Genomic DNA, 21,205 nt, shown 5'->3' with positions numbered 1-21,205 from the left:
GTTCGTAATAAGGATTCACTTATATGTTAATCACGGCCTAGCTATCGCTGAGCATGTCACCTTTATCTTCTAACCAAGTACGGCGATCCGCAGAACGTTTTTTGGCAAGCAGCATATCCATCATCGCCAGTGTTTCATCTGCGTTATCAATCGTTAAACGGACCAAACGACGAGTATTAGGGTCCATAGTGGTTTCCCGCAATTGTAGCGGATTCATTTCACCCAGTCCTTTAAAGCGTTGTACGTTGATTTTACCGCGTTTCTTCTCGGCTTCAATACGGTCGATGATGCCATTTTTCTCGGATTCATCTAATGCATAAAAGACTTCTTTACCAATATCGATACGATATAACGGCGGCATTGCGACAAACGCATGCCCGGCTTCAACCATAGCTCTAAAGTGTTTATAGAACAAAGCGCATAGTAGAGTCGCAATGTGTAGACCATCGGAATCGGCATCGGCTAAGATGCAGATTTTTCCATAGCGTAAACCAGAAATATCATCCGAGTCGGGGTCAATACCCAGCGCCACCGAAATATCATGCACCTCTTGTGAAGCCAATACTTGCGCAGAATCGACTTCCCACGTATTTAAGATTTTACCACGCAATGGCATTACCGCTTGGAATTCACGATCTCGGGCTTGTTTCGCAGAACCACCAGCAGAGTCACCTTCCACTAAGAATAGTTCAGAGCGCATAGGGTCTTGACCCGAACAATCGGTTAATTTACCCGGTAATGCAGGTCCACTGGTCACGCGCTTACGCGCCACTTTCTTACTGGCTTTTAAACGCTTCTGGGCATTATTAATACATAAATCAGCCAATAATTCAGCCAGGTCGGTATTTGAGTTTAACCATAATGAAAACGAATCTTTAACCACACCAGAAACAAATGCAGCACACTGACGTGATGACAAACGTTCTTTGGTTTGTCCCGCAAATTGTGGGTCTTGCATTTTAACCGACAAGATATAAGAGCAACGATCCCAAATATCATCAGGCGTTAACTTCACCCCACGTGGCAATAAGTTACGGAATTCACAGAACTCACGCATGGCATCGAGTAAACCTTGGCGTAAACCATTCACGTGGGTACCGCCAAGCGCAGTTGGAATCAAGTTAACATAACTTTCGGTAACCGATTCACCACCTTCAGGTAGCCAAATAACCGCCCAATCAGCCGCTTCATTATTGGCAGAAAAACTGCCGACAAACGGCACTTCGGGTAATGTTGCCCATCCCTGTAACGATTCCATTAAATAGTCTTGCAGGCCTTTTTCGAAGCACCATACATGTTTTTCTTTATTTACTTTATCGTCAAATTTAATGTTTAAACCGGGACACAATACCGCTTTCGCACGTAAGTTATGCATCAAACGCTTAGACGAAAAATTACCCGAATCAAAATAACTCGCATCTGGCCAGAAATGTACTTTAGTACCGGTATTACGGATACCAATGGTGCCAATCACTTCGAGTTCAGACACTTTATCGCCATGCTCAAACGCGATTTGATAAATTTGGCCACCACGTCTAATGGTAATTTCTACACGTTTAGACAACGCATTTACAACCGAAATACCAACGCCGTGTAGACCACCAGAAAATTGATAGCTATCGTTCGAAAATTTACCACCGGCATGTAACTTAGATAAAATCAGTTCAACACCACTTACACCTTCCACTGGGTGAATATCCACTGGCATACCACGACCGTCATCACTCACTTCTAGCGACTGGTCGGCATGTAAAGTAACCGTAATGTTCTGGGCATAACCCGCTAACGCTTCATCGACACTATTATCGATAACTTCTTGGCCAAGGTGATTAGGACGTACAGTATCAGTATACATTCCGGGTCTGCGACGTACTGGTTCGAGACCATTTAGGACTTCAATCGAGCCCGCATTATATTCTTGTGTCATGAGTTTCTTTTGTGCTGTTCGTTACATCGGTTTGAATGCAAGAAAGGTTAAAATATCGCTAAGATAGCGTTCAAATCCAATAAAAGCATGATCGCCACCCTGCTCTACCGTCAATCTCGCCATTTCGTATTTTGTTGTTGCTTGGTTATAGTCTAACACTTCATCATCGGTCTGTAATAGTGCCCAGATAGTTTCTGGGTGAACTAATGCCAGACAATCCAGTGCCCGTAGCTCATCAATGTGTTGCTCAGCTAAATTAAATTTAACTTGGGTATAAGGGTTCGTATTTTCCCCTAAATAGTCCACCAGCAATTCATAAGGCTTTACGGCGGGATTAATAATCACCGCTGGGCAATTAAATTGTTGGTTCACTTTAGTCGCATAATACCCGCCGAGTGAACTGCCGACTACCCCAAGCTGATGCATTGGGTAACGTGCAATAAGTTGTTCTATCTGTAGCCAAGCGTCTTGAGGATAAGGTGAAAGATTCGGTATTTCAATTGTAATATCAGGGTGGTGCAATGCAAGATAGTCTGCCATTTGCTGTGCTTTAACCGATTTTGGTGAACTATTAAAACCGTGCAAATAGAGTAGTAGCGTGGAAGCCATTTGTTCATTTACCTCTAGCAGTATTGTTAGTAACCTTTAGACTCTAGATCGGGATTAAAATCATGATTAGACAAACGCCAAACCTGACTGTTAATAGTACCATCACTGTGTAGTTGTAAATAACGCCAGCCAGGCGCTCGCCCATCAAGAGTAAATTCATCACAATGTGGTTTAAATTGGAAACAAGTCGACGGAGACGCCATAAAGTGAATACCATCATAAGTCTGGTCTAACTGCTGGTGCACATGACCAAATAACACATGCCGTGCTTTAGGGTGTTTTGCTAACACCGCTAAAAACGCCTCTGGATTACGCAAAATATGCTGATCTAACCATTTACAACCCACAGGATAAGTATTGTGATGTAATACCACCAATGCATATTTATCAGGATGTAAGCTCAGTCGCTCGTCAAGTAATTCAAGTTGTTCAGGCGATAAATAACCCGACGGAGAACCCGTTAATTGTGAATCTAATAAAATAATCTGCCAATCACCAACAACTTTATATTTATCCGACAGGACACCTTCAGATTTTAATGCACCGGCCATGAGTGGAATATTGTCATGATTACCAGGTAACCAATAACAAGGTTTATCTAAACGTTTAATATGCTGAGCAAAGTATTGATAAGAAGCTATGCTGTTATCTTGGGAAATATCGCCCGTGGCAAGCACAGCATCAAACGGTTGTTGATTCTGCAAAATAGCATCGATAACATGGCTAAAGCTCTGCTGTGTTTTAACGCCAAGAAGATCCTTCTCAGCCGTTGCAAACAAATGAGTATCCGTCACTTGTAATAAATTAATGACGTTATGCTTTGCTGTTAATTTAGAAATGTCCGCGCCCACAATAATCTTTAACCCTTGTCCTTTATCTGTTATTTGTTGCCTAGTAATGTCGAATAATAACTACACTGACTTGTAACCACATATCAGCGAGTCAGATTGAAAGATCCTTAAGACTATTAAAGAATACCTAATAGGACTTAATAAATCTGCTGTCCAGCACACACTTCCACGATTTCGGATACGAAACCGGTAACATCATGAGAGATTCAAACAACTTAGCCTAAAGGGTATAAAGCATTGTAGCCCTAGAGCCAAGACTTTTGCAATGTTTCAAAATTCAATTGTAACCACTGGATACCAATAATCGTCGTCGCGTTATTTATTCGCCCTGTTTGCACCATATTATAAGCAGTTTCTCGGCTCACCACGTGCACTCGAATATCTTCACCTTCGCACGCTAAACCATGAACGCCTTCAGCAGTACTGCTATCGACCTCGCCCACATATAGATCTATCGCCTCACTGGTGCCACCAGGACTGGCGAAGAACTGCATAATAAAATCACAACGGCCAACGGTTAAACCCGCTTCTTCTTCGGCTTCGCGTTTAACCACCTCTGCAGAGTCTTCACCTTGTTTATCTATCATACCAGCCACTAACTCCAGTAACCAAGGTTGCGTGCTGGATTCAATCGCAGGGATTCGAATCTGTTCTATTAATACCACTTCATCGCTCACCGCATCATAAGGTATGACTGCAGCAGCGTTACCACGTTCAAAAACTTCTCGCGTAATTTCACCACTCCAATCACCCGAAAACAACCTATGTTTAAAGGTATAGGTGTTTATTTTAAAAAAACCGTTAAAAACCTGCTGCTTGTTTATAATCTCAATATCCGTAACATCATACTCGGATTTTATTTCTAACTTTCGACTTTTCATTTACATATCCTAAAATATACTGATAATGACAAGTTACGGTGAATACCATGTTGGCAACTAGGGTTTAGGCACGATACCTAGTAAATATACTAATAATACCATATCGGCATTGATTCAACGTTTAAAACTCGAGCTTCGAGATAACACCTAGTATAAAATTAAAAAACATCCGATTAATCTAGCTATCTCTATTTGGATAATTATTAGTTTGACTAAGCAGTTATCATTATTTATTGTTATGCGAGTTCATAACGGCAACTATTTACACTAAGGTAACCACCAATGAAGTTTAATAAGATTCTTCTAGCCTGCGGTCTGGCATTTTTTGCAAACTCAGCAAGTGCAGATAATTTACAACAAATATTTGAACAAGCCCTGACCAAAGATCCACTATATTTAGAAGCGCAAGCAAATCGCGATGCAGCACTAGAAAGAATTACTGAACAAGAAGCAGCAAACTTACCACAAATTGGTTTAAATGCTGACCTTGGTTACACAATGACAAGCGATTATCGAACTAATACAACCTCTAATGGTAACGCGTTAACGAGTACGGTTGGTCTTCGTTTGACCCAGTCATTATATGAAGAAAGTAATTTCATTAATGTTAGTCAAGCCGCTAAACAAGCAGAGCAAAGTGAACTTGCCGTTCAAGCTGAGCTGCAAAGTCTTATCTTGCGCGTATCGAATGCTTACTTTAATGTATTAAGAGCCAACGATACCTTAGAATTTTCTAACCGTAATAAAGACGCGGTAGAACGTCAACTAGAACAAACGACCCAACGTTACAATGTGGGTCTAACCGACAAAACTGACGTATTAGAAGCACAATCAAGCTTCGATTTATCAGTAGCAGAAGTAATTAACGCTGAAAATACTCTCGCCAACAGCTACGAGTCATTAACCGAAATAACCGGTTTAACGCATACTAATATTTCACCACTGAATACTGCGCGTTTTAGCCCAACAGCACCAAATGGCCAGCGTGATAATTGGTTAGATACTGCCAACAACCAAAATTTATCAATCCAGATCCAACGTATTGCTAAGCAAATTGCAGAAGGTAATGTCGATCTAGCGAACTCTGCAGATAACATGTCATTGAACTTAGTCGCAAATGCCGGTTCTAAATATACGGATTATGGTAATGATAATAACAGTGGAACAGACGCTGAAAATATCGTTTCATCAGGTAATGTGGGCATCGAATTTAGCATGCCGCTATACACAGGTGGCGCTGTAACTTCAACAGAAAAACAAGCCGTTTATAAAGTAACAGCCAGCCAAGAACAATTAACTAAAGCAAGCCGTGAAGTTCAAACCAAAATTCGAACTTATTATAACAACGTGACGGCCGCGTTAAGTTCTATCAAGGCCTATGAGCAAACGGTTAAATCATCTGAAAGTGCATTAGAAGCAACTCAAGCAGGCTTTGGGGTAGGTACACGTACGATTATTGACGTGTTAAATGCAACTAAAGGTTTATATCAATCGAAGCAATCATTATCCGGATCACGTTATAACTACATCATTAGTATGTTACAGTTAAAACAAGCCGCTGGAACCTTGAACGCTGAAGATGTGAATTTAGTTAATGCTGGGTTAAAAGCAAAATACTAAATTAGAATGTAATACAGAATAATAAGGCGACCCACCAGAGTCGTCTTTTTTATATCTAAAATCGCATATGCCAGCTCAATATGCATCTATTAACATTTAATTATCAATCACTTATAAATGCAAATAGAGTTAACTCGTATTAATGAGAATTTTTCATGACAGATAAAATTAAAACCGATAAGCCGATAGTCACCAAAGAAAACACGAAATTCAAACTCAGTTTTTTACATCCTAAACACTGGCCATTATTGTTCGCAGCTACTTTTTTATGGCTTATTTCTTTATTACCGAATAAGGCGCAAAGTATATTTGGTCGTGCTTTAGGCCATTTGGTTGCAAAAATATTACCCCGTCGTTTAAAAATAGCACAACAAAATCTAGCCTTAAGTTTCCCAGAAAAATCTGACAGCGAAATTAAAGTCCTAGCAAAAGAGAATTTTAAATATACTGGTTTAGCGGTTGTTGATACTGCCAATGCTTGGTTCTGGCCAGATTGGCGTATTAAGCAGAATATGGTTGTCGAAGGTCAGGAGCACATAGATCAAGCAAAGGCTGACGGTAACGGTATGCTAATACTCGGAGGTCACTTTTTATCACTGGAAATGTCGGCACGTATTTTTGGTTTATTACGACCAACCTATGCAATCTATCGCCCGAATAAAAACCCATTGATGGAATACTTACAATGCCGTGGTCGCACACTCTCAAATAAAGGTTTGCTTGACCGCCGAGATATCAAAGGCATGTTACGTGTACTCGATGAAGGTGAGCCATTATGGTATGCGCCGGATCATGATTATGGTCCTCGTCGAAGCGTATTTGTACCATTTTTTGCGGTTGAAAAAGCCTGCACCATTACTGGCACCACGCTTTTCGCCTCAGGTAATAATACGAAAACCTACCCTGCGTCTTCTAGTCGCTTTCCAGATGGTCGTTATAAGTTAACCATTCGCGCATCATTAGAGAACTTCCCAACGGGCGACGAAGTTAAAGATGCCACGATCTGCAATAAAGAATGTGAAAAATCTATTTTAGAGCAAGTGCCACAATACATGTGGCTGCATCGTCGCTTTAAAACGCGTCCGGAAGGTGAGCCGAGCTTGTATAAATAATTGGTTACATAACAAAATAAACAAATAAAATCCTATTGATAAAACACTGTAATATAAGTATCAATAGGATTTTTTATTTAACTACAGTGCAAACAACTGTTGCCAGTAATCAGTAACAACTTTACGTTGTACAACAAATTCACTATTCGCAACAACACCTTTCTTGCCTAATAAATTAAGTCGATGGATTTCATCACGCATTTGGCAATAGCTTGCGGTTAAGCTAGTTCCCAACTCCTCAGTAATGAGTCCTTCAGATACGCAACGACTAATAATACGGACATTATCAGGCCAGAGTTGGATTTTCGGCATCTGCGCAGCATAATTCAATACAATATACTGCATCATGAATTCGATATCGGTAATGCCGCCCTCTGACTGCTTTATATCAAACTGATCAGCATTGGTTTTTAACAAATGCTCACGCATTTTCAAACGCATTTCGACCACTTGTTTTTTCAGTTCTGTGGTATCACGAGGTTTGGCTATAATACTACGTTTAACCTCAGTGAAACGACTTTGAATCAACTTATCGCCATAGACGATACGGGTACGCACTAACGATTGATGCTCCCAGGTCCACGCTTCTTTACATTGATAATCCAAGAATCGAGATACCGGACAAGCAAGTACTCCAGAGCTACCCGATGGGCGTAAACGCATATCTACGTCATACAAAATGCCAGTGTTAGTACGCGTACTAAAGATATGAATAATACGTTGTGCTAATCGTAAATAAAATTGACGGCTATCGATCTCTTTTGCACCGTTGGTCACGCCTGCGGCTTCACAATTATGAATAAACACCAGATCTAAGTCCGAACCATAACCTAACTCGATACCACCAAGCTTGCCATAGGCGACAACAGCAAACCCTTTTTCACCGCTTTCAACCACATTGTGGGGAACGCCATGTTTCTCTTCTAATTGTTGCCAAGCTAGATTGACCACATTATCAATCACGGCCTCCGCCAACCATGTTAGATGGTCACTCACCTTCATTAAAGCTAACTCACCACCAATATCCGCAGCCGCAATACGTAACAATTGAGTCTGTTTATATTGGCGTAGCGCTTCTAATTGCTGTTCGTGATCTTCTTCAGGAATACGCAGCATAAATTGGCGCAACTCACTACGATATTCATGCAATGGCGTTGGGTGATACAGGTGCGATGGCACCAACAGCTCATCTAATAGTATCGGGTGACTCGACAGCTGTTTTGCCACCATCGAACTTGCCCCACACAAGCGTAATAACTGTGTTAATGCTAAGTCATTCTCGGCTAACAATTCTAAATAAGCAGTACGGTTTAAAATTTTGCATAACAAGGCAATAATACGCGGTAATAACGCAACAGGATCATCCGATTTTAAGATCGAAAATAACAGTTTAGGTAATAATTTTTCAATCGTTTGTCGACCCCTAGGACCTACTGTTTTGCGTTCGTAATCAGTTTTAAAATGATTTAAATCTCGAACAAAATTCTGCGCATCTTGTTCTAACAAACCATATTCTGCAAGCAACGTTATTGCTTCGTCTGTTGAGAGCTCTAAATGCCATAAATCTAACGCAGGTTGTGATTCTTCATTATCATCGTCGTCGCCACCAATCACCTGACTGAACTCACGATGAATATTCGCCATTACTTGATTGATATAAATATAAAAGCTATTCCAGTCAGCATAACCTAACACGCTGATTAAACGGCTACGATCCAATTCTGATTGCGGTAACGTTTGGGTTTGCGCATCATTAATTTGTTGCAGAATATTTTCTACTTGGCGTAAACAACAATAACTTTCGGTGAGCACGGTATAGCTTTCTGCTGATATTTCACCCAGCGACTGCAAGACTTTAAGCGTCGCTAACAACGACTTAATTTGTAATATCGGCTCTCGCCCTCCTCGAATAAGTTGGAAAGTTTGTGCCACGAACTCCACTTCACGAATCCCACCACTACCCAGCTTAATATTGTCTTTCAAACCTTTACGACGCACTTCGGCTTTAATCATAGCCTTCATATTACGCAGGGCATCAATCGCACTAAAATCGACATAACGACGATAGATAAACGGGCGTAGCATTTTTTCCAATTCGACTCTGGTTTCTGCATTACCACCCAAAGCACGGGCTTTCACCATGGCATAGCGTTCCCAATCTCGGCCTTGGTTTTGGTAATATTCTTCAAATGCGTTAAAGCTCATGACTAAAGGGCCTGAATCACCAAACGGACGCAAACGCATATCCACGCGGTAAGCAAAACCATCGGCGGTGACTTGATGTAATGCCGCAATTAACCGTTGACCTAAACGTTGGAAGAATTTCTGATTCACAACAGTACGTCCCGCACCAACAGTTTCACCCGTTTCTGGATACGTAAAAATAAGATCAATATCAGATGAGAAATTGAGTTCACCGCCGCCTAATTTACCCATAGCTAATATGACCAACTGCTGCTTAATGCCCTCGTGATTAACGGGTGTACCTTGCTCTTTACATTGCAGTTGATATAACCACTCTAGAGCACCTTCAATTAAACAGTCAGCAAGGTGAGAAGTATGGGTTAAACTTTCACTCAGCGTTGCAACTTGTAATAACTCTCGCCACGCGATAATACACATATGAAAACGGCGAAATTGACGAATAGTACGCAGTAATGCAGGTTCAGAATCACAGGCCGCAAGCTGAGTGGCTAATTGCGCTTCCACCAGCGCTGTGCGTGATGATTGAGTGAGTAAGCCTGATTGCCAAATATCACGTAATAGATCGGTATTATTAATACAACTTTCAGCAATAAAATCACTTAACGAAAAAACCCGCTGGCTTTGAGCTATCTGCTCTGCGGACAACAGGGTTAAATCACTCTTGTTACGCTCGCACCAACGTTGCCAATAAACCCGACCAGTATCCGCTAATACATCAACAATTTGACCTTCAGTACTCATAAACGACATCCATATAATTAGGCTTGTGATCCAATTAATTCAACAATTTATATTAAGAATAGAGATATAGACACACCATGTCTTACATGCTATTACTTACCGATATAAATTAACCTAGTAAATTTATCATTAGTAGGGGAATTATGGCAGCTAAAATCGTAAAAGAAGGTAACCTTTAATGTCTGTTTTTGAAACGCTCTTATCGTCGGATCTGTTACTATTTTTAATTGTTGACCTCATAATCGCTCTCGCCCTACTCTCTGCAATGCGGTTTTTCACCGGTGCCCTAGATAACATAGATACCACCGATGAATTAGCCAAGCGGGACAATTTTGCTTTTGGTATTAGTTTAGCTGGAGCCATCCTTGGCTTAGGTATCGTACTTTCTGGAGCCATCACAGGCGAAAAAGCCGCTACCCTACCAATCGAAATATTAGGCATGAGCCTGTACGGCTTAGCAGGACTGGTATTAATTAAACTTGGCCGTTGGATCCATGATCGAGTATCGCTCAATCAACTCGATAAAAATACTGAAATAGCGCAGCGTAATGTTGCGGTAGCGATTGTAGATGCCTGCGCCTCAATTGCCACCGCAATCATTATTCGTTCAACATTAATCTGGGCTGAAGGGTTAGAAGTCATCACCTTTATCGCTATATTTAGCGGTTTCTTGATCTCCCAAACACTAATGTTACTCATGACCCGCTACCGTGAGCACCGTTATTCACGTGGTAATCTTGGTACCACCATGCAACAAGCCTTTACCGACAATAATATTGCCGTTGCCGTGCGCCACGGGGGTTACCTGATTGGTGTCGCGATAGCAGTGACGATAGCCAGTAACTATATTTATTACGATACCGCCAATCTCATGACCACCTTAGGTTCTTGGATGCTGTTTAGCTTGGTCATGCTAACGGCTTTTACTATTCTCGCTATCATAGCTAAAAAATTAATTCTTAATGGCGTGGATATTAATAAAGAAGTTGACCTACAAAATAACATAGGTGTCGCGACAATGGACATGGCAATCAACCTCTCTATTGCCTTGATCCTCACAGCGTTATTAATTTAATCTCGACAATGAACTTTACGGTCACTTATCGGACAAAATAAGATACCGCGAATATATAAAATACAATAAATAAGTTTCACGCCACTTGACATATTATGTCTAGGGGCTTAAAGTTAATCTCACTTAGACATAATATGTCAAAAAAGGAACAAGATGAACATACATAATATTGCAAATTATCTTAATGATCTTGGCGACAAGTCTGACACAGGCTATAAATTTGACTGTACACCAATTCCCGGTGATGTTGATGTACTACGTGTCGACGTTGAAGGTCGTGAAGAAATTCCAATTTTTGTTTCTGTCACTGATGAGCAAGTTCTTTGTATTGCTTATCTATGGGGCGAAAACGAAGTTAAAACAGAAAAACGTGTCGAAATGCTAGAAGCGATGTTAGAACTTAACATCCCAATGCCGTTGTCATCATTCGCTAAAATTGATGATATGTATGTGGTATACGGCGCATTATCAGTACAATCAACTATTGCTGATGTAGAGCATGAACTCGTAGTATTAAGTGATAACAGTCTCGAAGTAATTACTGAATTATCAGATTATTTAGTTTAACCCCTACTTCTGAGGAGAAGTTTATGAGCATTTTTAAGAAGATTATGACCGCGATCCGTGGTGGCGCCCGTGAAGTAGGTGAAGGCATCGTTGATGCCAACTCAATGCGTATCTTTGAACAAGAAATTCGTGACGCCCAAACCCATTTAACCAATGCTAAACGTAATTTAACGGATGTAATGGCAAAACAAATGCAATCAGGCCGTGAGCTAGAGCGTGTAAAAGCCAACTTAACTGAACACGAAGGTTATGCTGTACAAGCATTAAATGCCGGTAACGAAGCCCTAGCATTAGAAGTAGCTGAAAAGATTGCCCAGCTAGAGCAACAAGTTATCGAACAACAGCAAAATTTAGATAGCTTCACGAGCAGCGCTGCAAAGCTAAAAGATTTAGTCAAGAAAAGTGAGCGTCAATTGGCAGAGCATCAGCGCCAATTAACAATGGTGAAGACTACAGATAGCGTGCAAAAAGCAACATCAGCTATCACTGACAACTTTAGTGCAAGTAATTCAAAACTACTCAGTGCGAAAGATTCGTTAGAACGCATTAAGCAAAAACAGCAAGACTTTGATGATCGTATGCTTGCAGCTGATGAGCTACAAGCTGAAGGCAGCGACCAATCATTAAAAGCAAAACTTGCGGAAGCGGGTATTGGCCAGCAGCAAAGTAACGCTAATTCGGTACTAGATCGCTTAAAAGCCAAGCAAAATAGCTAAGTTTAACGACTAATCGATTAGTGAAATAAGCCCCAATAGGAGCAGTCATCGTGATAACACGTGCTGTTCCTATTTGTCATTCTGCTATATCTTAATATGCCAATAGCTTAATACTTTAGGATCCATGATGAGTTTCTTCAAAAATTTATTTAAAAAATCTGCACCAGAAAGCCCAGCCCGCGAACTCAACCACGTCAGTAAGTTAATTATTGGTGATATCATCGAGTTTAGTGACAGCTTTACTTTACCGACTGAAGTACGCCGACAAAAATTTGAAGTTATTGCAATTGAGACACTTGAATTTGAGCACCAACATTACCCGCGCTTTAAGCTACAAGGCGAGCAACAAACCTATGTTTGGTTATCATTACCTGGCTACGACCAGAACAATTTCCAGTTAAGCTTAGAGCTTACTCGCGAAGAAGTCTCACAATTATTTGATTTAGAATTATTTAGTGACGTATTCGAAGAAGGCTTTACCGAGTTAAGTACTGAACAACCGGTATCGTTAGGAGACTGGCACGCTGACCGTTATTACCAGCAAGATATCGCCACCGTTGGTTATCACCATAGAACAGACTTCAGAACAGCAGCACCTTCACAATATGCCGATGAAAACCCAGGTCAGCAATTTGAGTTTTATCATTTACATGATGCCAAAGAAAGTAAGTTAATCGATATAATGGTACTTAATAACGGCGACACTGACGTGTACTTGACCGTACAGCTTGGTAATGACAGTATTACAGGATACTGGCCAATAGCATAAACACAGTACAAGGCAGATTGAAGATGGTTAAATCACGTGAATTACCGGAAAGATGGCAATCATCACAAAAAGCGATGAAAGCAGTGCAAGTCGCATTCGATATGGATGAAAAAATCCAATACAAGATCCGGAAAGCAGCATTAGATAATAATTTAAGCCCGTCAGAACAGATCCGGGATATTCTCGGTTTAACTATTAATAAACGACCAAAAAGGCCTCGTTTAACCGTATCTTTAAATAACCAAGACTATATCGAGCTGGCTGAAAAATATGGTTTACAACCAGAGCAACAGTTAGAAATTAAGAAATTAGTCATTGAAGATCTTGTCAGGTTTTCAAATTAATAGCACGATTATATAGCGAACAAATGAGTAACAATCAGTGACATTGGCAGCCACTGATTGTATATTTTTATCCTTCCAACCAATACGGCCGCATCGTTAATGCTTGATGGCGAGTTTGCTCTAATGCATCCAATAACGAACATTGTTTACGCACTAACACCTTTTCGATTTGTTTAGCAATTGCTTCCGGCTGTTGTTTTGCAACCCCCATGAGTATCTGCAATACCGCTAAATCATCAATACCCTGTAATATATCCTGCCAAGGTAAGCGGAATTTATCACGCTTCTCTGTTGAATAATGGTGGCTAAAACAATGCCCGATTAATAAATTTTGCTTCAATTTCGCATGTAATAGTAAGTACGCATCGGCATCTAGTTGTGGCGCAGACAATGACGAGTCCAGTACGCTCTGCCAACTGGCTTCTAAATGCGTATTAGCAAACGCAAGAACATTGGCACTATCAAGCTTTACGCTGCTTAAACCTTGGTTCAGTAACTGGCTAACGGATAACATAATGCTGGCGTATCTTGATGTATTAAATAGCGTTTCAATGTCCGTAAAATCAATATAACTCTGTTGTAATGCCTGTAATTCCTTAGTAATACGTTTATATTCAGGGAACTTACGAATAAACTGTCTATTATTGGTCATCGCTTGCTTTAACTGTGACGCACTACCTACCGCCGATAACTGCTGCTGTAACCAAACCAATTCTGTTTGCTTTAGCGCGATTTCAGGCAGTATATGTGCATAACTGAGTAGCGTTTGTTGGATCAACGCTACCGCAGACACAACTTCAACCAAGGCATTAATATTTTGGGTTTCTAAATACTGTTGCTCATGATGTTGCCAATGTGCATAACTTTGAGTCAATGTCGTTAAAAATATATCCCCTAAGTTTTCAGTTTCTAATACTGGCATTTTTAGCGCCAACGGTTTAATTTTAGGCGTATATAAACCTGCAAGTTGATAACCTCGTTTAGCTTTACTGACATTACCCAAACGTACATTACCCAGTTGCGTGATCTGCTGCGCTAACGAAAATAGATCAGCAATATCGCCGCATACTAATTCCAATTCAATTTCACAAATCGGATAGCTTTGTTCGCCACTGCGCGCCATGCCCTGATCGAAAACCACTTCGATTTCCGCTTCATTCGGCAGCTTGACATGCCACATAGTACGTTCAAAATCAGTGGTGAATAAATCCACTAGATCCATTTGTAACTGATCAACGTCGGTATTTTCGGGCCAAATTTCAGTCGGGAAATCACCTAAAGTCGGAAAATCGCCTTGTAATGGTAAATTATATTCTGGACGCTGATGTAATCCACCACGGACAATACCTGCGGTCTTAATGGTTTGCTCAGCAAAATTTAAACTTTTACGTGTGCGCAAACCAAAATCAAACTGACGAAATTGGGATGTCGTTGTATCAAAATAAGTATTAGATAAAGGCTTAACAGCCTGCTCGATTATCACATAGTCCGCTAATAACACGACTAATTGGGATTTAACCTGTGGTTTAGCAACAAATTTTATTTCAACTTCCGTACTCATCCGGCCTCGCTAGACTCATAAACGATAAAAATAATGTCAGATACAACAGAATATCTAACACTTTAAAGTATAAAATTTACCAATTATTTTAAAACCTGTCTAAGGTTAAATCTTTAATTTGCGAATAAGATTTCCTATAAAAACAAAAATATATTGATTTTGGTCTCATTCAATCACTAATAAGGCAATTTTTATATTGCAAACTCGTGAGAGTGGTTTAACATTCCCGACATCTTCAAAAGTGTCAACTTATTGTCACATACATGGATTATGGCTATGCCAGTAAATACAATTTTAGGACTTTTTGCTAAGTCTCCGATTACCCCGTTACAAGAACACATCACGAAAGTGCATGAGACTTGTGAATTACTTGTGCCATTTTTTGCTGCGACTACGCAACAAGATTGGAATAAAGCGGAAACTATCCGCCAACAGATCTCACAATGTGAACGAGATGCTGATGTATTAAAACGTGAAATCCGCTTAAAGCTACCACGCGGTATCTTTATGCCTGTCGATCGTACCGATATGTTAGACCTACTGACTCAGCAAGATAAGATCGCTAATCGTGCGAAAGATATTGCTGGTCGTGTCATCGGTCGGAATCTACAACTGCCAGTAGAAATCGCTGATGATTTCACGCGGTACCTAAAACGTTGTATTGATGCAACCGCGCAGGCTAAAAAAGCCATTAATGAACTCGATGAGTTACTAGAAACAGGCTTTAAAGGTCGTGAAGTTGATCTTGTTGAAAATATGATCAACGAACTCGATTGTATCGAAGATGATACTGATTCAATGCAAATCGTACTTCGTCAAAAACTGCGTAAAATTGAAAGTGACTACAATCCAATTGATGTTATGTTCCTTTACAAAATCTTAGAATGGGTTGGCGGATTAGCGGACCAAGCTGAAACTGTTGGCGCACGTCTCGAACTAATGCTAGCGCGTAATTAAGATCACTAATAGGTATATAAATAATGGAAATCATTCAAGCATACGGTCCTTATCTACTGTTTATGGCGGCTGCTTTTGGCCTTTATATGGCATGGGGCATTGGTGCCAATGACGTAGCAAATGCGATGGGGACCTCTGTCGGTACCAAATCACTAACCGTAAAACAAGCGATCTTTATCGCTATCATTTTTGAATTTGCTGGGGCTTATTTAGCCGGTGGAGAAGTAACCGATACCGTTCGTAAAGGTATTGTTGACCTTGCTGTATTTAAAGAGCAAGGCCGCCCAGATGCATTAGCATTTGGTATGATCGCTGCACTACTCGCAGCAGGCACCTGGTTAATGATCGCATCAATTTTTGGCTGGCCGGTATCAACAACTCACTCAATCGTGGGTGCTATTGTTGGTTTTGCACTAGTCAGCGTGGGGCCTGAAGCCGTACAGTGGGGTAAGGCAGGTGGTATCGTAGGCAGCTGGGTTGTCACACCAATACTCTCTGGGCTCATCGCTTACGTCACTTTTATGAGTATTCAGAAACTCATATTTGATACCAAAGATCCACTTGCTAATGCTAAACGTTACGTGCCTTTCTATATGGCTTTAACAACATTTGTTATTGCAATGGTTACAATTAAAAAAGGTCTAAAACATGTAGGCTTACATTTAACTACAACTGAAGCTTTAGTTGCTTCGACAGTAGTCAGTCTACTGGTTGCTATTGCTGGCGCCATTTACATCAGCAAACAAAATTACAGCCCAAGCAATGACAAAGACATGCATTTCTCAAATGTAGAAAAAGTGTTTGGTATCTTAATGATCATTACTGCTTGTGCAATGGCATTTGCCCACGGCTCTAACGATGTAGCCAATGCGATTGGTCCATTAGCTGCGGTTGTATCAATTGTACAAAACGGCGGCCAAATTGCTGAAAAAGCAGCGCTAGCGTGGTGGATTTTACCACTCGGTGGTTTTGGCATCGTAGTTGGTCTAGCAACAATGGGTCATAAGGTGATGTCTACTATCGGTACTGGTATTACAGAATTAACACCAAGCCGTGGTTTTGCAGCGCAGCTAGCGACAGCGACAACGGTAGTTATTGCCTCAGGTTCAGGTTTACCTATCTCGACAACACAAACACTCGTAGGGGCTGTGCTAGGCGTAGGTATGGCTCGTGGTATTGCGGCACTGAATCTCAATGTAGTCAGAACGATCGTAGTATCTTGGGTTGTCACACTGCCAGCGGGTGCCATACTCGCAATTATCTTCTACAAGATTTTAGAGGCGATCTTTGTCCTGTAATTGATTATAGAATTATGAAAAAGCCATCAATTTTTTGATGGCTTTTTTTTTAATCCACTAAATTTCTATTTTATGGTGGGAAAACATCATCTGAGGCTTGTCGAAATTCGATTTTATATTTATTATGCCTATCAGAATATTTCGTCTACGGGACAACTTGTGAAGATTAAACAACTCATTTTAGCATCATTGTTAACACTCGTTAGCTTATCGAGTGTGGCAAAAGAAACACGTTATATTAGCGATGACGTGTCTATATTTATGCATTCAGGTCCGGGCACTCAGTATCGTATTATTGGTACGATAAAAGCCGGTGAAGCTGTAACCTACTTACAAACCGATGCAAATGCTAATTTTGCACAGATCACCACCAGCAAAAACAAAACAGCTTGGATTGACGGTAAATCACTTTCTCGCCAGGTAAGTTTAAAAGTACGTACACCAAAGCTACAAGCTGAACTGGAAAAAACCAAAGACGCGTTGGCAAAGATAAACAATAAAAACTCGGCGGCAATGGCAGAGTTAACAAATGCGAACCGTGATGAGCTCGTCAGTAAAGAAGCTGATATTGCAACACAAACTAACAATATTGCGTCATTAACCGCTGAAAATACCGCGTTAACGGCAGAAGCGGTACGTTTACGTGAAGAGAATGAACAATTATCAGCACGCCTAGATACCAAAGAAGAAGATGCGCAACATCGTTTCATCATTTTAGGTGCATTAATTCTTGCTGCGGGCTTAATTGCTGGGTTAATCATCCCATCAATCAGCTTCCGTCGAAAGAAAAATAACGGCTGGGACTAATTCGGTAAGTTGCCTGACGCGGTACTCAGTCTGATGCACGAACTACACCGCTAATTGCCAGATACAAAAAAGGATATTCATATGAATATCCTTTTTTATTAACGCTGATTTATAACCATGACCGAAATTAAATATGGTTATATAATGCTATCTCGTTATTTAAAGATTTCATCACGCTTAAACACCAATTCAATATCCGTTGATTCGGCATCACAATAGTAATAACCATCAGTATCAAACGCCGTTAACTGTGATACATCAGTTAATTGATTCTCAATAATGTACCGCGCCATTAAGCCACGTGCTTTTTTAGCATAAAAACTAATGATCTTGAATTTACCCGCTTTGCAGTCTTTAAATACTGGTGTAATCACCTGCCCTTTTAAGCGCTTCTTTTGCACCGCTTTAAAGTACTCATTTGACGCTAAGTTAATTAACACTTTATCGCCTTGTGCAGCGAGCGTTTCATTGACTTTATCTGTGATGATATCGCCCCAGAACTGATACAAGTTAGTACCACGTCCATTGGCAAGCTTAGTGCCCATTTCTAAGCGGTATGCTTTAATCAGATCAAGCGGTCGTAACAAACCATATAAACCAGATAAAATACGGAAATGTTGCTGCGCAAACGCCATATCAACATCACTAAAAGTTTCTGCGTCTAAACCCGTATAAACATCACCTTTAAAGGCAAATACAGCTTGTTTAGCGTTGTCGGGTGTAAACTCTGCTGACCATTCAGTAAAGCGGGCAACATTTAGTCCAGCCAACTTATCACTAATTTTCATTAATGAAGACAAATCCATTGGCGTTAATTGACGACAAACATCAATCAATTCTGCCGAATGTACAGTTAAGTCAGCTTGGCTATACTGCTCAGTTATAGACGGCGTCTCAAAATCGAGTGTTTTAGCCGGTGATACCACGATTAACATAACTCTTCCTTACTTTTCTTAAACTGATGTTTATTATATTGCGATGAATTTTATAGCCCGTCATTACAAAGCTTCAATCGTCACCCCGTCAAGCATACTATCACTGCCTGCTTGGCCTTGATTTAACTTAATCATTAAGCGTAAATCATTTGGCGAGTCAGCATGATGTAAAGCCTCGGTATAACTAATCATATTGGTATTATAAAGTGCTAGTAACGCTTGATCGAAGGTTTGCATTCCCAGCTCGCCCGATTTTGTCATCACTTCTTTAATTTTATGCAGTTCATTTTTGCGGATCAATTCACTGACCAAAGGTGTATTCAATAAAATTTCAAATGCACCACGCCGGCTTGAACCACCCTGTACTGGGATTAATTGCTGCGCCACAATGGCTTTTAAATTTAGTGACAAATCATATAACAACTGAGCATGCTTTTCTTTTGGTACTAAGTGCAAAATACGATCGATAGCCTGATTGGCATTAGTTGCATGCAGCGTTGCCATACATAAATGCCCAGTTTCCGCAAACGCCAAGGCAAACTCCATCGTTTCTTGCGAGCGGATTTCACCAATCAAGATCACATCTGGCGCTTGACGTAATGAGCTCTTCAGCGCATCTTCAAAAGACTCGGTATCAATTCCTACTTCACGCTGAGTAACAATACAACTACCATGTTCATGGACAAACTCAATCGGATCTTCAATCGTTAAGATATGACCTGATGAGTTTTGGTTACGATAACCCACCATGGCTGCTTGCGTGGTTGATTTACCAGAACCCGTCGCACCAACAACCAACACTAAACCACGCTTCTCTAGCGCTGTGTGTTTTAATATTGGTGGCAAGTGTAGCTCATCCATTGCTGGTATATCGGTTTCAATACGACGGATCACCATACCCGCTTTTTCTAATTGCCAAAATGCGCTGACACGGAAACGACCAATATCCGGCATGAAAATACCGAAATTAGATTCTTTGGTACGGTAAAAAGAAGCATATTCATCCTCAGACATGGCTTCTTTCACCAATGCTAATGATTGCTCAGCCGTTAATTTATGTTCCGAGAGCGCACGTAATGAGCCATGTACTTTCACTGTGGGTGCAATACCCGCCGAAATATACATGTCAGAACCAGTAAGCTTTTTCATCGCACTAAAGAGTTGTGGTAGCATCCCCATGTTATTAATCCTTAAAAACTTTGTTGATCAACAGCTCGAATGCGCGCTTCTTCGCTCGTGACAATACCCATATTAACCAATTCACGTAACGACTGATCTAATGTTTGCATGCCATGCATCATACCCGTTTGGATCACGGAATACATCTGCGCAACTTTATCCTCACGGATCAAATTACGAATAGCTGGTGTACCAAGCATGATTTCATGTGCCGCAACTCGACCGCCACCGGTACGTTTTAATAATGTCTGGGAAATTACCGCACGTAATGATTCCGACAGCATCGAACGAACCATATCCTTCTCTTGCCCTGGGAATACATCAACAATACGGTCAATGGTTTTTGCTGCCGAGGTAGTATGCAAAGTACCAAAGACCAAATGCCCCGTTTCAGCGGCGGTTAATGCCAAACGGATGGTTTCTAAATCACGCATTTCACCGACCAAAATAATATCGGGATCTTCACGTAATGCAGACCGTAATGCGGCATTAAAGCTCTTGGTATCCCGAAATACTTCACGCTGATTAATTAAGCTTTTTTTATTTTGATGTACAAATTCAATCGGATCTTCGATTGTCAGAATATGTTTATGCTGATGCTCGTTAATATGATCAACCATCGCAGCCAGTGTCGTTGACTTACCAGATCCCGTTGGTCCGGTCACTAATACTAAACCACGTGGTAGTTCCACCAAATCATGGAAAATATCTGGCACACTTAATTCTGCCATGCTTTTAATTTCACTTGGAATAGTACGAAACGTTGCGGCTGGACCACGGTGTTGATTAAATGCATTCACACGAAAACGAGCAACGTTATTAATTTCAAAAGAAAAATCGACTTCCAAATGTTCTTCATAGTCTTTACGCTGTTTATCATCCATAATGTCATAAATTAGCGCATGTACTTGTTTTGCGTCAAAAGCAGGTAAATTGATTTTACGTACATCACCGTCCACACGGATCATCGGAGGAACACCCGAAGAAAGGTGTAGATCTGATGCGTTATGCTTTACACTAAATGTAAGTAACTCTGTAACATCCATATTCT

19 protein-coding genes are annotated in these 21,205 nt (G+C 40.6%); 10 read left to right on the top strand and 9 right to left on the bottom strand.

Going from position 1 to position 21,205, the window contains the following annotated elements:
* Nucleotides 1-37: 37 nt before the first annotated feature.
* The 4 genes from parE to nudF all read right to left on the bottom strand — a co-directional run bounded on the left by parE (nt 38) and on the right by nudF (nt 4,268).
* The gene (gene parE, locus HWV03_RS01800; RefSeq protein ID WP_211678225.1) at nt 38-1,927 is read right to left on the bottom strand and encodes a DNA topoisomerase IV subunit B; all 1,890 of its coding nucleotides are present in this window, start codon (nt 1,925-1,927) and stop codon (nt 38-40) included.
* A 21-nt stretch (nt 1,928-1,948) separates the two neighbouring features.
* Entirely contained in the window at nt 1,949-2,536 is a 588-nt protein-coding gene (gene yqiA / locus HWV03_RS01795; protein WP_211678224.1) for an esterase YqiA, read from the bottom strand.
* Nucleotides 2,537-2,562: 26 nt separating this feature from the next.
* Entirely contained in the window at nt 2,563-3,387 is an 825-nt protein-coding gene (gene cpdA / locus HWV03_RS01790; RefSeq protein ID WP_211678223.1) for a 3',5'-cyclic-AMP phosphodiesterase, read from the bottom strand.
* A gap of 245 nt (nt 3,388-3,632) precedes the next feature.
* Complete coding sequence (nudF, locus tag HWV03_RS01785) at nt 3,633-4,268, bottom strand: ADP-ribose diphosphatase (RefSeq protein ID WP_211678222.1); 636 nt, start codon at nt 4,266-4,268, stop codon at nt 3,633-3,635.
* A 282-nt stretch (nt 4,269-4,550) separates the two neighbouring features.
* Between nudF and HWV03_RS01780 the strand changes: the two genes are divergently transcribed.
* Nucleotides 4,551-5,888 carry a TolC family outer membrane protein gene (locus tag HWV03_RS01780; RefSeq protein ID WP_211678221.1) on the top strand — a complete coding sequence of 446 codons (1,338 nt, stop codon included), beginning with the start codon at nt 4,551-4,553 and terminating at the stop codon, nt 5,886-5,888.
* Nucleotides 5,889-6,043: 155 nt separating this feature from the next.
* Complete coding sequence (lpxL, locus tag HWV03_RS01775) at nt 6,044-7,000, top strand: LpxL/LpxP family Kdo(2)-lipid IV(A) lauroyl/palmitoleoyl acyltransferase (protein WP_211678220.1); 957 nt, start codon at nt 6,044-6,046, stop codon at nt 6,998-7,000.
* An 81-nt stretch (nt 7,001-7,081) separates the two neighbouring features.
* Here the strand turns inward: lpxL and glnE are convergent, their stop codons facing one another.
* Nucleotides 7,082-9,946 (bottom strand): bifunctional [glutamate--ammonia ligase]-adenylyl-L-tyrosine phosphorylase/[glutamate--ammonia-ligase] adenylyltransferase, encoded by a 2,865-nt coding sequence (gene glnE, locus HWV03_RS01770; RefSeq protein WP_211678219.1) that lies wholly within the window; start codon nt 9,944-9,946, stop codon nt 7,082-7,084.
* 178 nt (nt 9,947-10,124) lie between these two features.
* Between glnE and HWV03_RS01765 the strand changes: the two genes are divergently transcribed.
* The 5 genes from HWV03_RS01765 (at nt 10,125) to HWV03_RS01745 (ending at nt 13,417) form a co-directional block, all read left to right on the top strand.
* On the top strand, nt 10,125-11,021 hold the full coding sequence (locus HWV03_RS01765; protein WP_211678218.1) for a DUF350 domain-containing protein: 897 nt from the start codon (nt 10,125-10,127) through the stop codon (nt 11,019-11,021).
* 153 nt (nt 11,022-11,174) lie between these two features.
* Entirely contained in the window at nt 11,175-11,588 is a 414-nt protein-coding gene (locus tag HWV03_RS01760) for a YjfI family protein (protein ID WP_211678217.1), read from the top strand.
* Between the two features lie 23 nt (nt 11,589-11,611).
* Nucleotides 11,612-12,304, top strand: a complete 693-nt coding sequence (locus HWV03_RS01755; protein WP_211678216.1) for a PspA/IM30 family protein — start codon at nt 11,612-11,614, stop codon at nt 12,302-12,304.
* Nucleotides 12,305-12,431: 127 nt separating this feature from the next.
* Complete coding sequence (locus HWV03_RS01750) at nt 12,432-13,073, top strand: hypothetical protein (RefSeq protein WP_211678215.1); 642 nt, start codon at nt 12,432-12,434, stop codon at nt 13,071-13,073.
* 23 nt (nt 13,074-13,096) lie between these two features.
* Nucleotides 13,097-13,417 carry a hypothetical protein gene (locus HWV03_RS01745; RefSeq protein WP_045112025.1) on the top strand — a complete coding sequence of 107 codons (321 nt, stop codon included), beginning with the start codon at nt 13,097-13,099 and terminating at the stop codon, nt 13,415-13,417.
* 67 nt (nt 13,418-13,484) lie between these two features.
* Here the strand turns inward: HWV03_RS01745 and HWV03_RS01740 are convergent, their stop codons facing one another.
* Nucleotides 13,485-14,978: a CYTH domain-containing protein gene (locus tag HWV03_RS01740; protein ID WP_211678214.1), complete on the bottom strand. Its 1,494-nt coding sequence runs from the start codon at nt 14,976-14,978 to the stop codon at nt 13,485-13,487.
* Between the two features lie 276 nt (nt 14,979-15,254).
* Between HWV03_RS01740 and HWV03_RS01735 the strand changes: the two genes are divergently transcribed.
* The 3 genes from HWV03_RS01735 to HWV03_RS01725 all read left to right on the top strand — a co-directional run bounded on the left by HWV03_RS01735 (nt 15,255) and on the right by HWV03_RS01725 (nt 18,040).
* Complete coding sequence (locus HWV03_RS01735) at nt 15,255-15,935, top strand: TIGR00153 family protein (protein ID WP_211678213.1); 681 nt, start codon at nt 15,255-15,257, stop codon at nt 15,933-15,935.
* Between the two features lie 23 nt (nt 15,936-15,958).
* Entirely contained in the window at nt 15,959-17,233 is a 1,275-nt protein-coding gene (locus tag HWV03_RS01730) for an inorganic phosphate transporter (RefSeq protein ID WP_211678212.1), read from the top strand.
* 159 nt (nt 17,234-17,392) lie between these two features.
* Nucleotides 17,393-18,040 carry a TIGR04211 family SH3 domain-containing protein gene (locus HWV03_RS01725; RefSeq protein ID WP_211678211.1) on the top strand — a complete coding sequence of 216 codons (648 nt, stop codon included), beginning with the start codon at nt 17,393-17,395 and terminating at the stop codon, nt 18,038-18,040.
* 155 nt (nt 18,041-18,195) lie between these two features.
* Here HWV03_RS01725 and yaaA read toward each other — a convergent pair whose 3' ends face one another.
* The 3 genes from yaaA to HWV03_RS01710 all read right to left on the bottom strand — a co-directional run bounded on the left by yaaA (nt 18,196) and on the right by HWV03_RS01710 (nt 21,200).
* Complete coding sequence (gene yaaA, locus HWV03_RS01720; RefSeq protein WP_211678210.1) at nt 18,196-18,975, bottom strand: peroxide stress protein YaaA; 780 nt, start codon at nt 18,973-18,975, stop codon at nt 18,196-18,198.
* A gap of 63 nt (nt 18,976-19,038) precedes the next feature.
* A complete protein-coding gene (locus HWV03_RS01715; protein WP_274609799.1) occupies nt 19,039-20,154 on the bottom strand; it encodes a PilT/PilU family type 4a pilus ATPase in 1,116 nt (371 codons plus the stop codon).
* A gap of 11 nt (nt 20,155-20,165) precedes the next feature.
* Nucleotides 20,166-21,200 (bottom strand): type IV pilus twitching motility protein PilT, encoded by a 1,035-nt coding sequence (locus tag HWV03_RS01710; RefSeq protein ID WP_211678209.1) that lies wholly within the window; start codon nt 21,198-21,200, stop codon nt 20,166-20,168.
* Between the last annotated feature and the right edge of the window lie 5 nt (nt 21,201-21,205).

The sequence above is a fragment of the Moritella sp. 36 genome (assembly GCF_018219415.1).
GTDB lineage: Bacteria > Pseudomonadota > Gammaproteobacteria > Enterobacterales > Moritellaceae > Moritella.
The sequence above is the reverse complement of the archived record's forward strand: the minus strand, read 5'-3'. Positions and strand labels throughout refer to the sequence as shown.

What these genes read in the sequence shown, in the direction of transcription:
- lpxL (WP_211678220.1), top strand. Translation starts at nt 6,044, where the DNA reads ATGACAGATAAAATTAAAACCGATAAGCCGATAGTCACCAAAGAAAAC.
- parE (WP_211678225.1), bottom strand. Translation starts at nt 1,927, where the DNA reads ATGACACAAGAATATAATGCGGGCTCGATTGAAGTCCTAAATGGTCTC.
- nudF (WP_211678222.1), bottom strand. Translation starts at nt 4,268, where the DNA reads ATGAAAAGTCGAAAGTTAGAAATAAAATCCGAGTATGATGTTACGGAT.
- HWV03_RS01750 (WP_211678215.1), top strand. Translation starts at nt 12,432, where the DNA reads ATGAGTTTCTTCAAAAATTTATTTAAAAAATCTGCACCAGAAAGCCCA.
- yaaA (WP_211678210.1), bottom strand. Translation starts at nt 18,975, where the DNA reads ATGTTAATCGTGGTATCACCGGCTAAAACACTCGATTTTGAGACGCCG.
- yqiA (WP_211678224.1), bottom strand. Translation starts at nt 2,536, where the DNA reads ATGGCTTCCACGCTACTACTCTATTTGCACGGTTTTAATAGTTCACCA.
- HWV03_RS01715 (WP_274609799.1), bottom strand. Translation starts at nt 20,154, where the DNA reads ATGGGGATGCTACCACAACTCTTTAGTGCGATGAAAAAGCTTACTGGT.
- HWV03_RS01765 (WP_211678218.1), top strand. Translation starts at nt 10,125, where the DNA reads ATGTCTGTTTTTGAAACGCTCTTATCGTCGGATCTGTTACTATTTTTA.
- HWV03_RS01755 (WP_211678216.1), top strand. Translation starts at nt 11,612, where the DNA reads ATGAGCATTTTTAAGAAGATTATGACCGCGATCCGTGGTGGCGCCCGT.
- HWV03_RS01710 (WP_211678209.1), bottom strand. Translation starts at nt 21,200, where the DNA reads ATGGATGTTACAGAGTTACTTACATTTAGTGTAAAGCATAACGCATCA.
- HWV03_RS01735 (WP_211678213.1), top strand. Translation starts at nt 15,255, where the DNA reads ATGCCAGTAAATACAATTTTAGGACTTTTTGCTAAGTCTCCGATTACC.
- HWV03_RS01730 (WP_211678212.1), top strand. Translation starts at nt 15,959, where the DNA reads ATGGAAATCATTCAAGCATACGGTCCTTATCTACTGTTTATGGCGGCT.
- HWV03_RS01740 (WP_211678214.1), bottom strand. Translation starts at nt 14,978, where the DNA reads ATGAGTACGGAAGTTGAAATAAAATTTGTTGCTAAACCACAGGTTAAA.
- glnE (WP_211678219.1), bottom strand. Translation starts at nt 9,946, where the DNA reads ATGAGTACTGAAGGTCAAATTGTTGATGTATTAGCGGATACTGGTCGG.
- HWV03_RS01760 (WP_211678217.1), top strand. Translation starts at nt 11,175, where the DNA reads ATGAACATACATAATATTGCAAATTATCTTAATGATCTTGGCGACAAG.
- HWV03_RS01745 (WP_045112025.1), top strand. Translation starts at nt 13,097, where the DNA reads ATGGTTAAATCACGTGAATTACCGGAAAGATGGCAATCATCACAAAAA.
- HWV03_RS01780 (WP_211678221.1), top strand. Translation starts at nt 4,551, where the DNA reads ATGAAGTTTAATAAGATTCTTCTAGCCTGCGGTCTGGCATTTTTTGCA.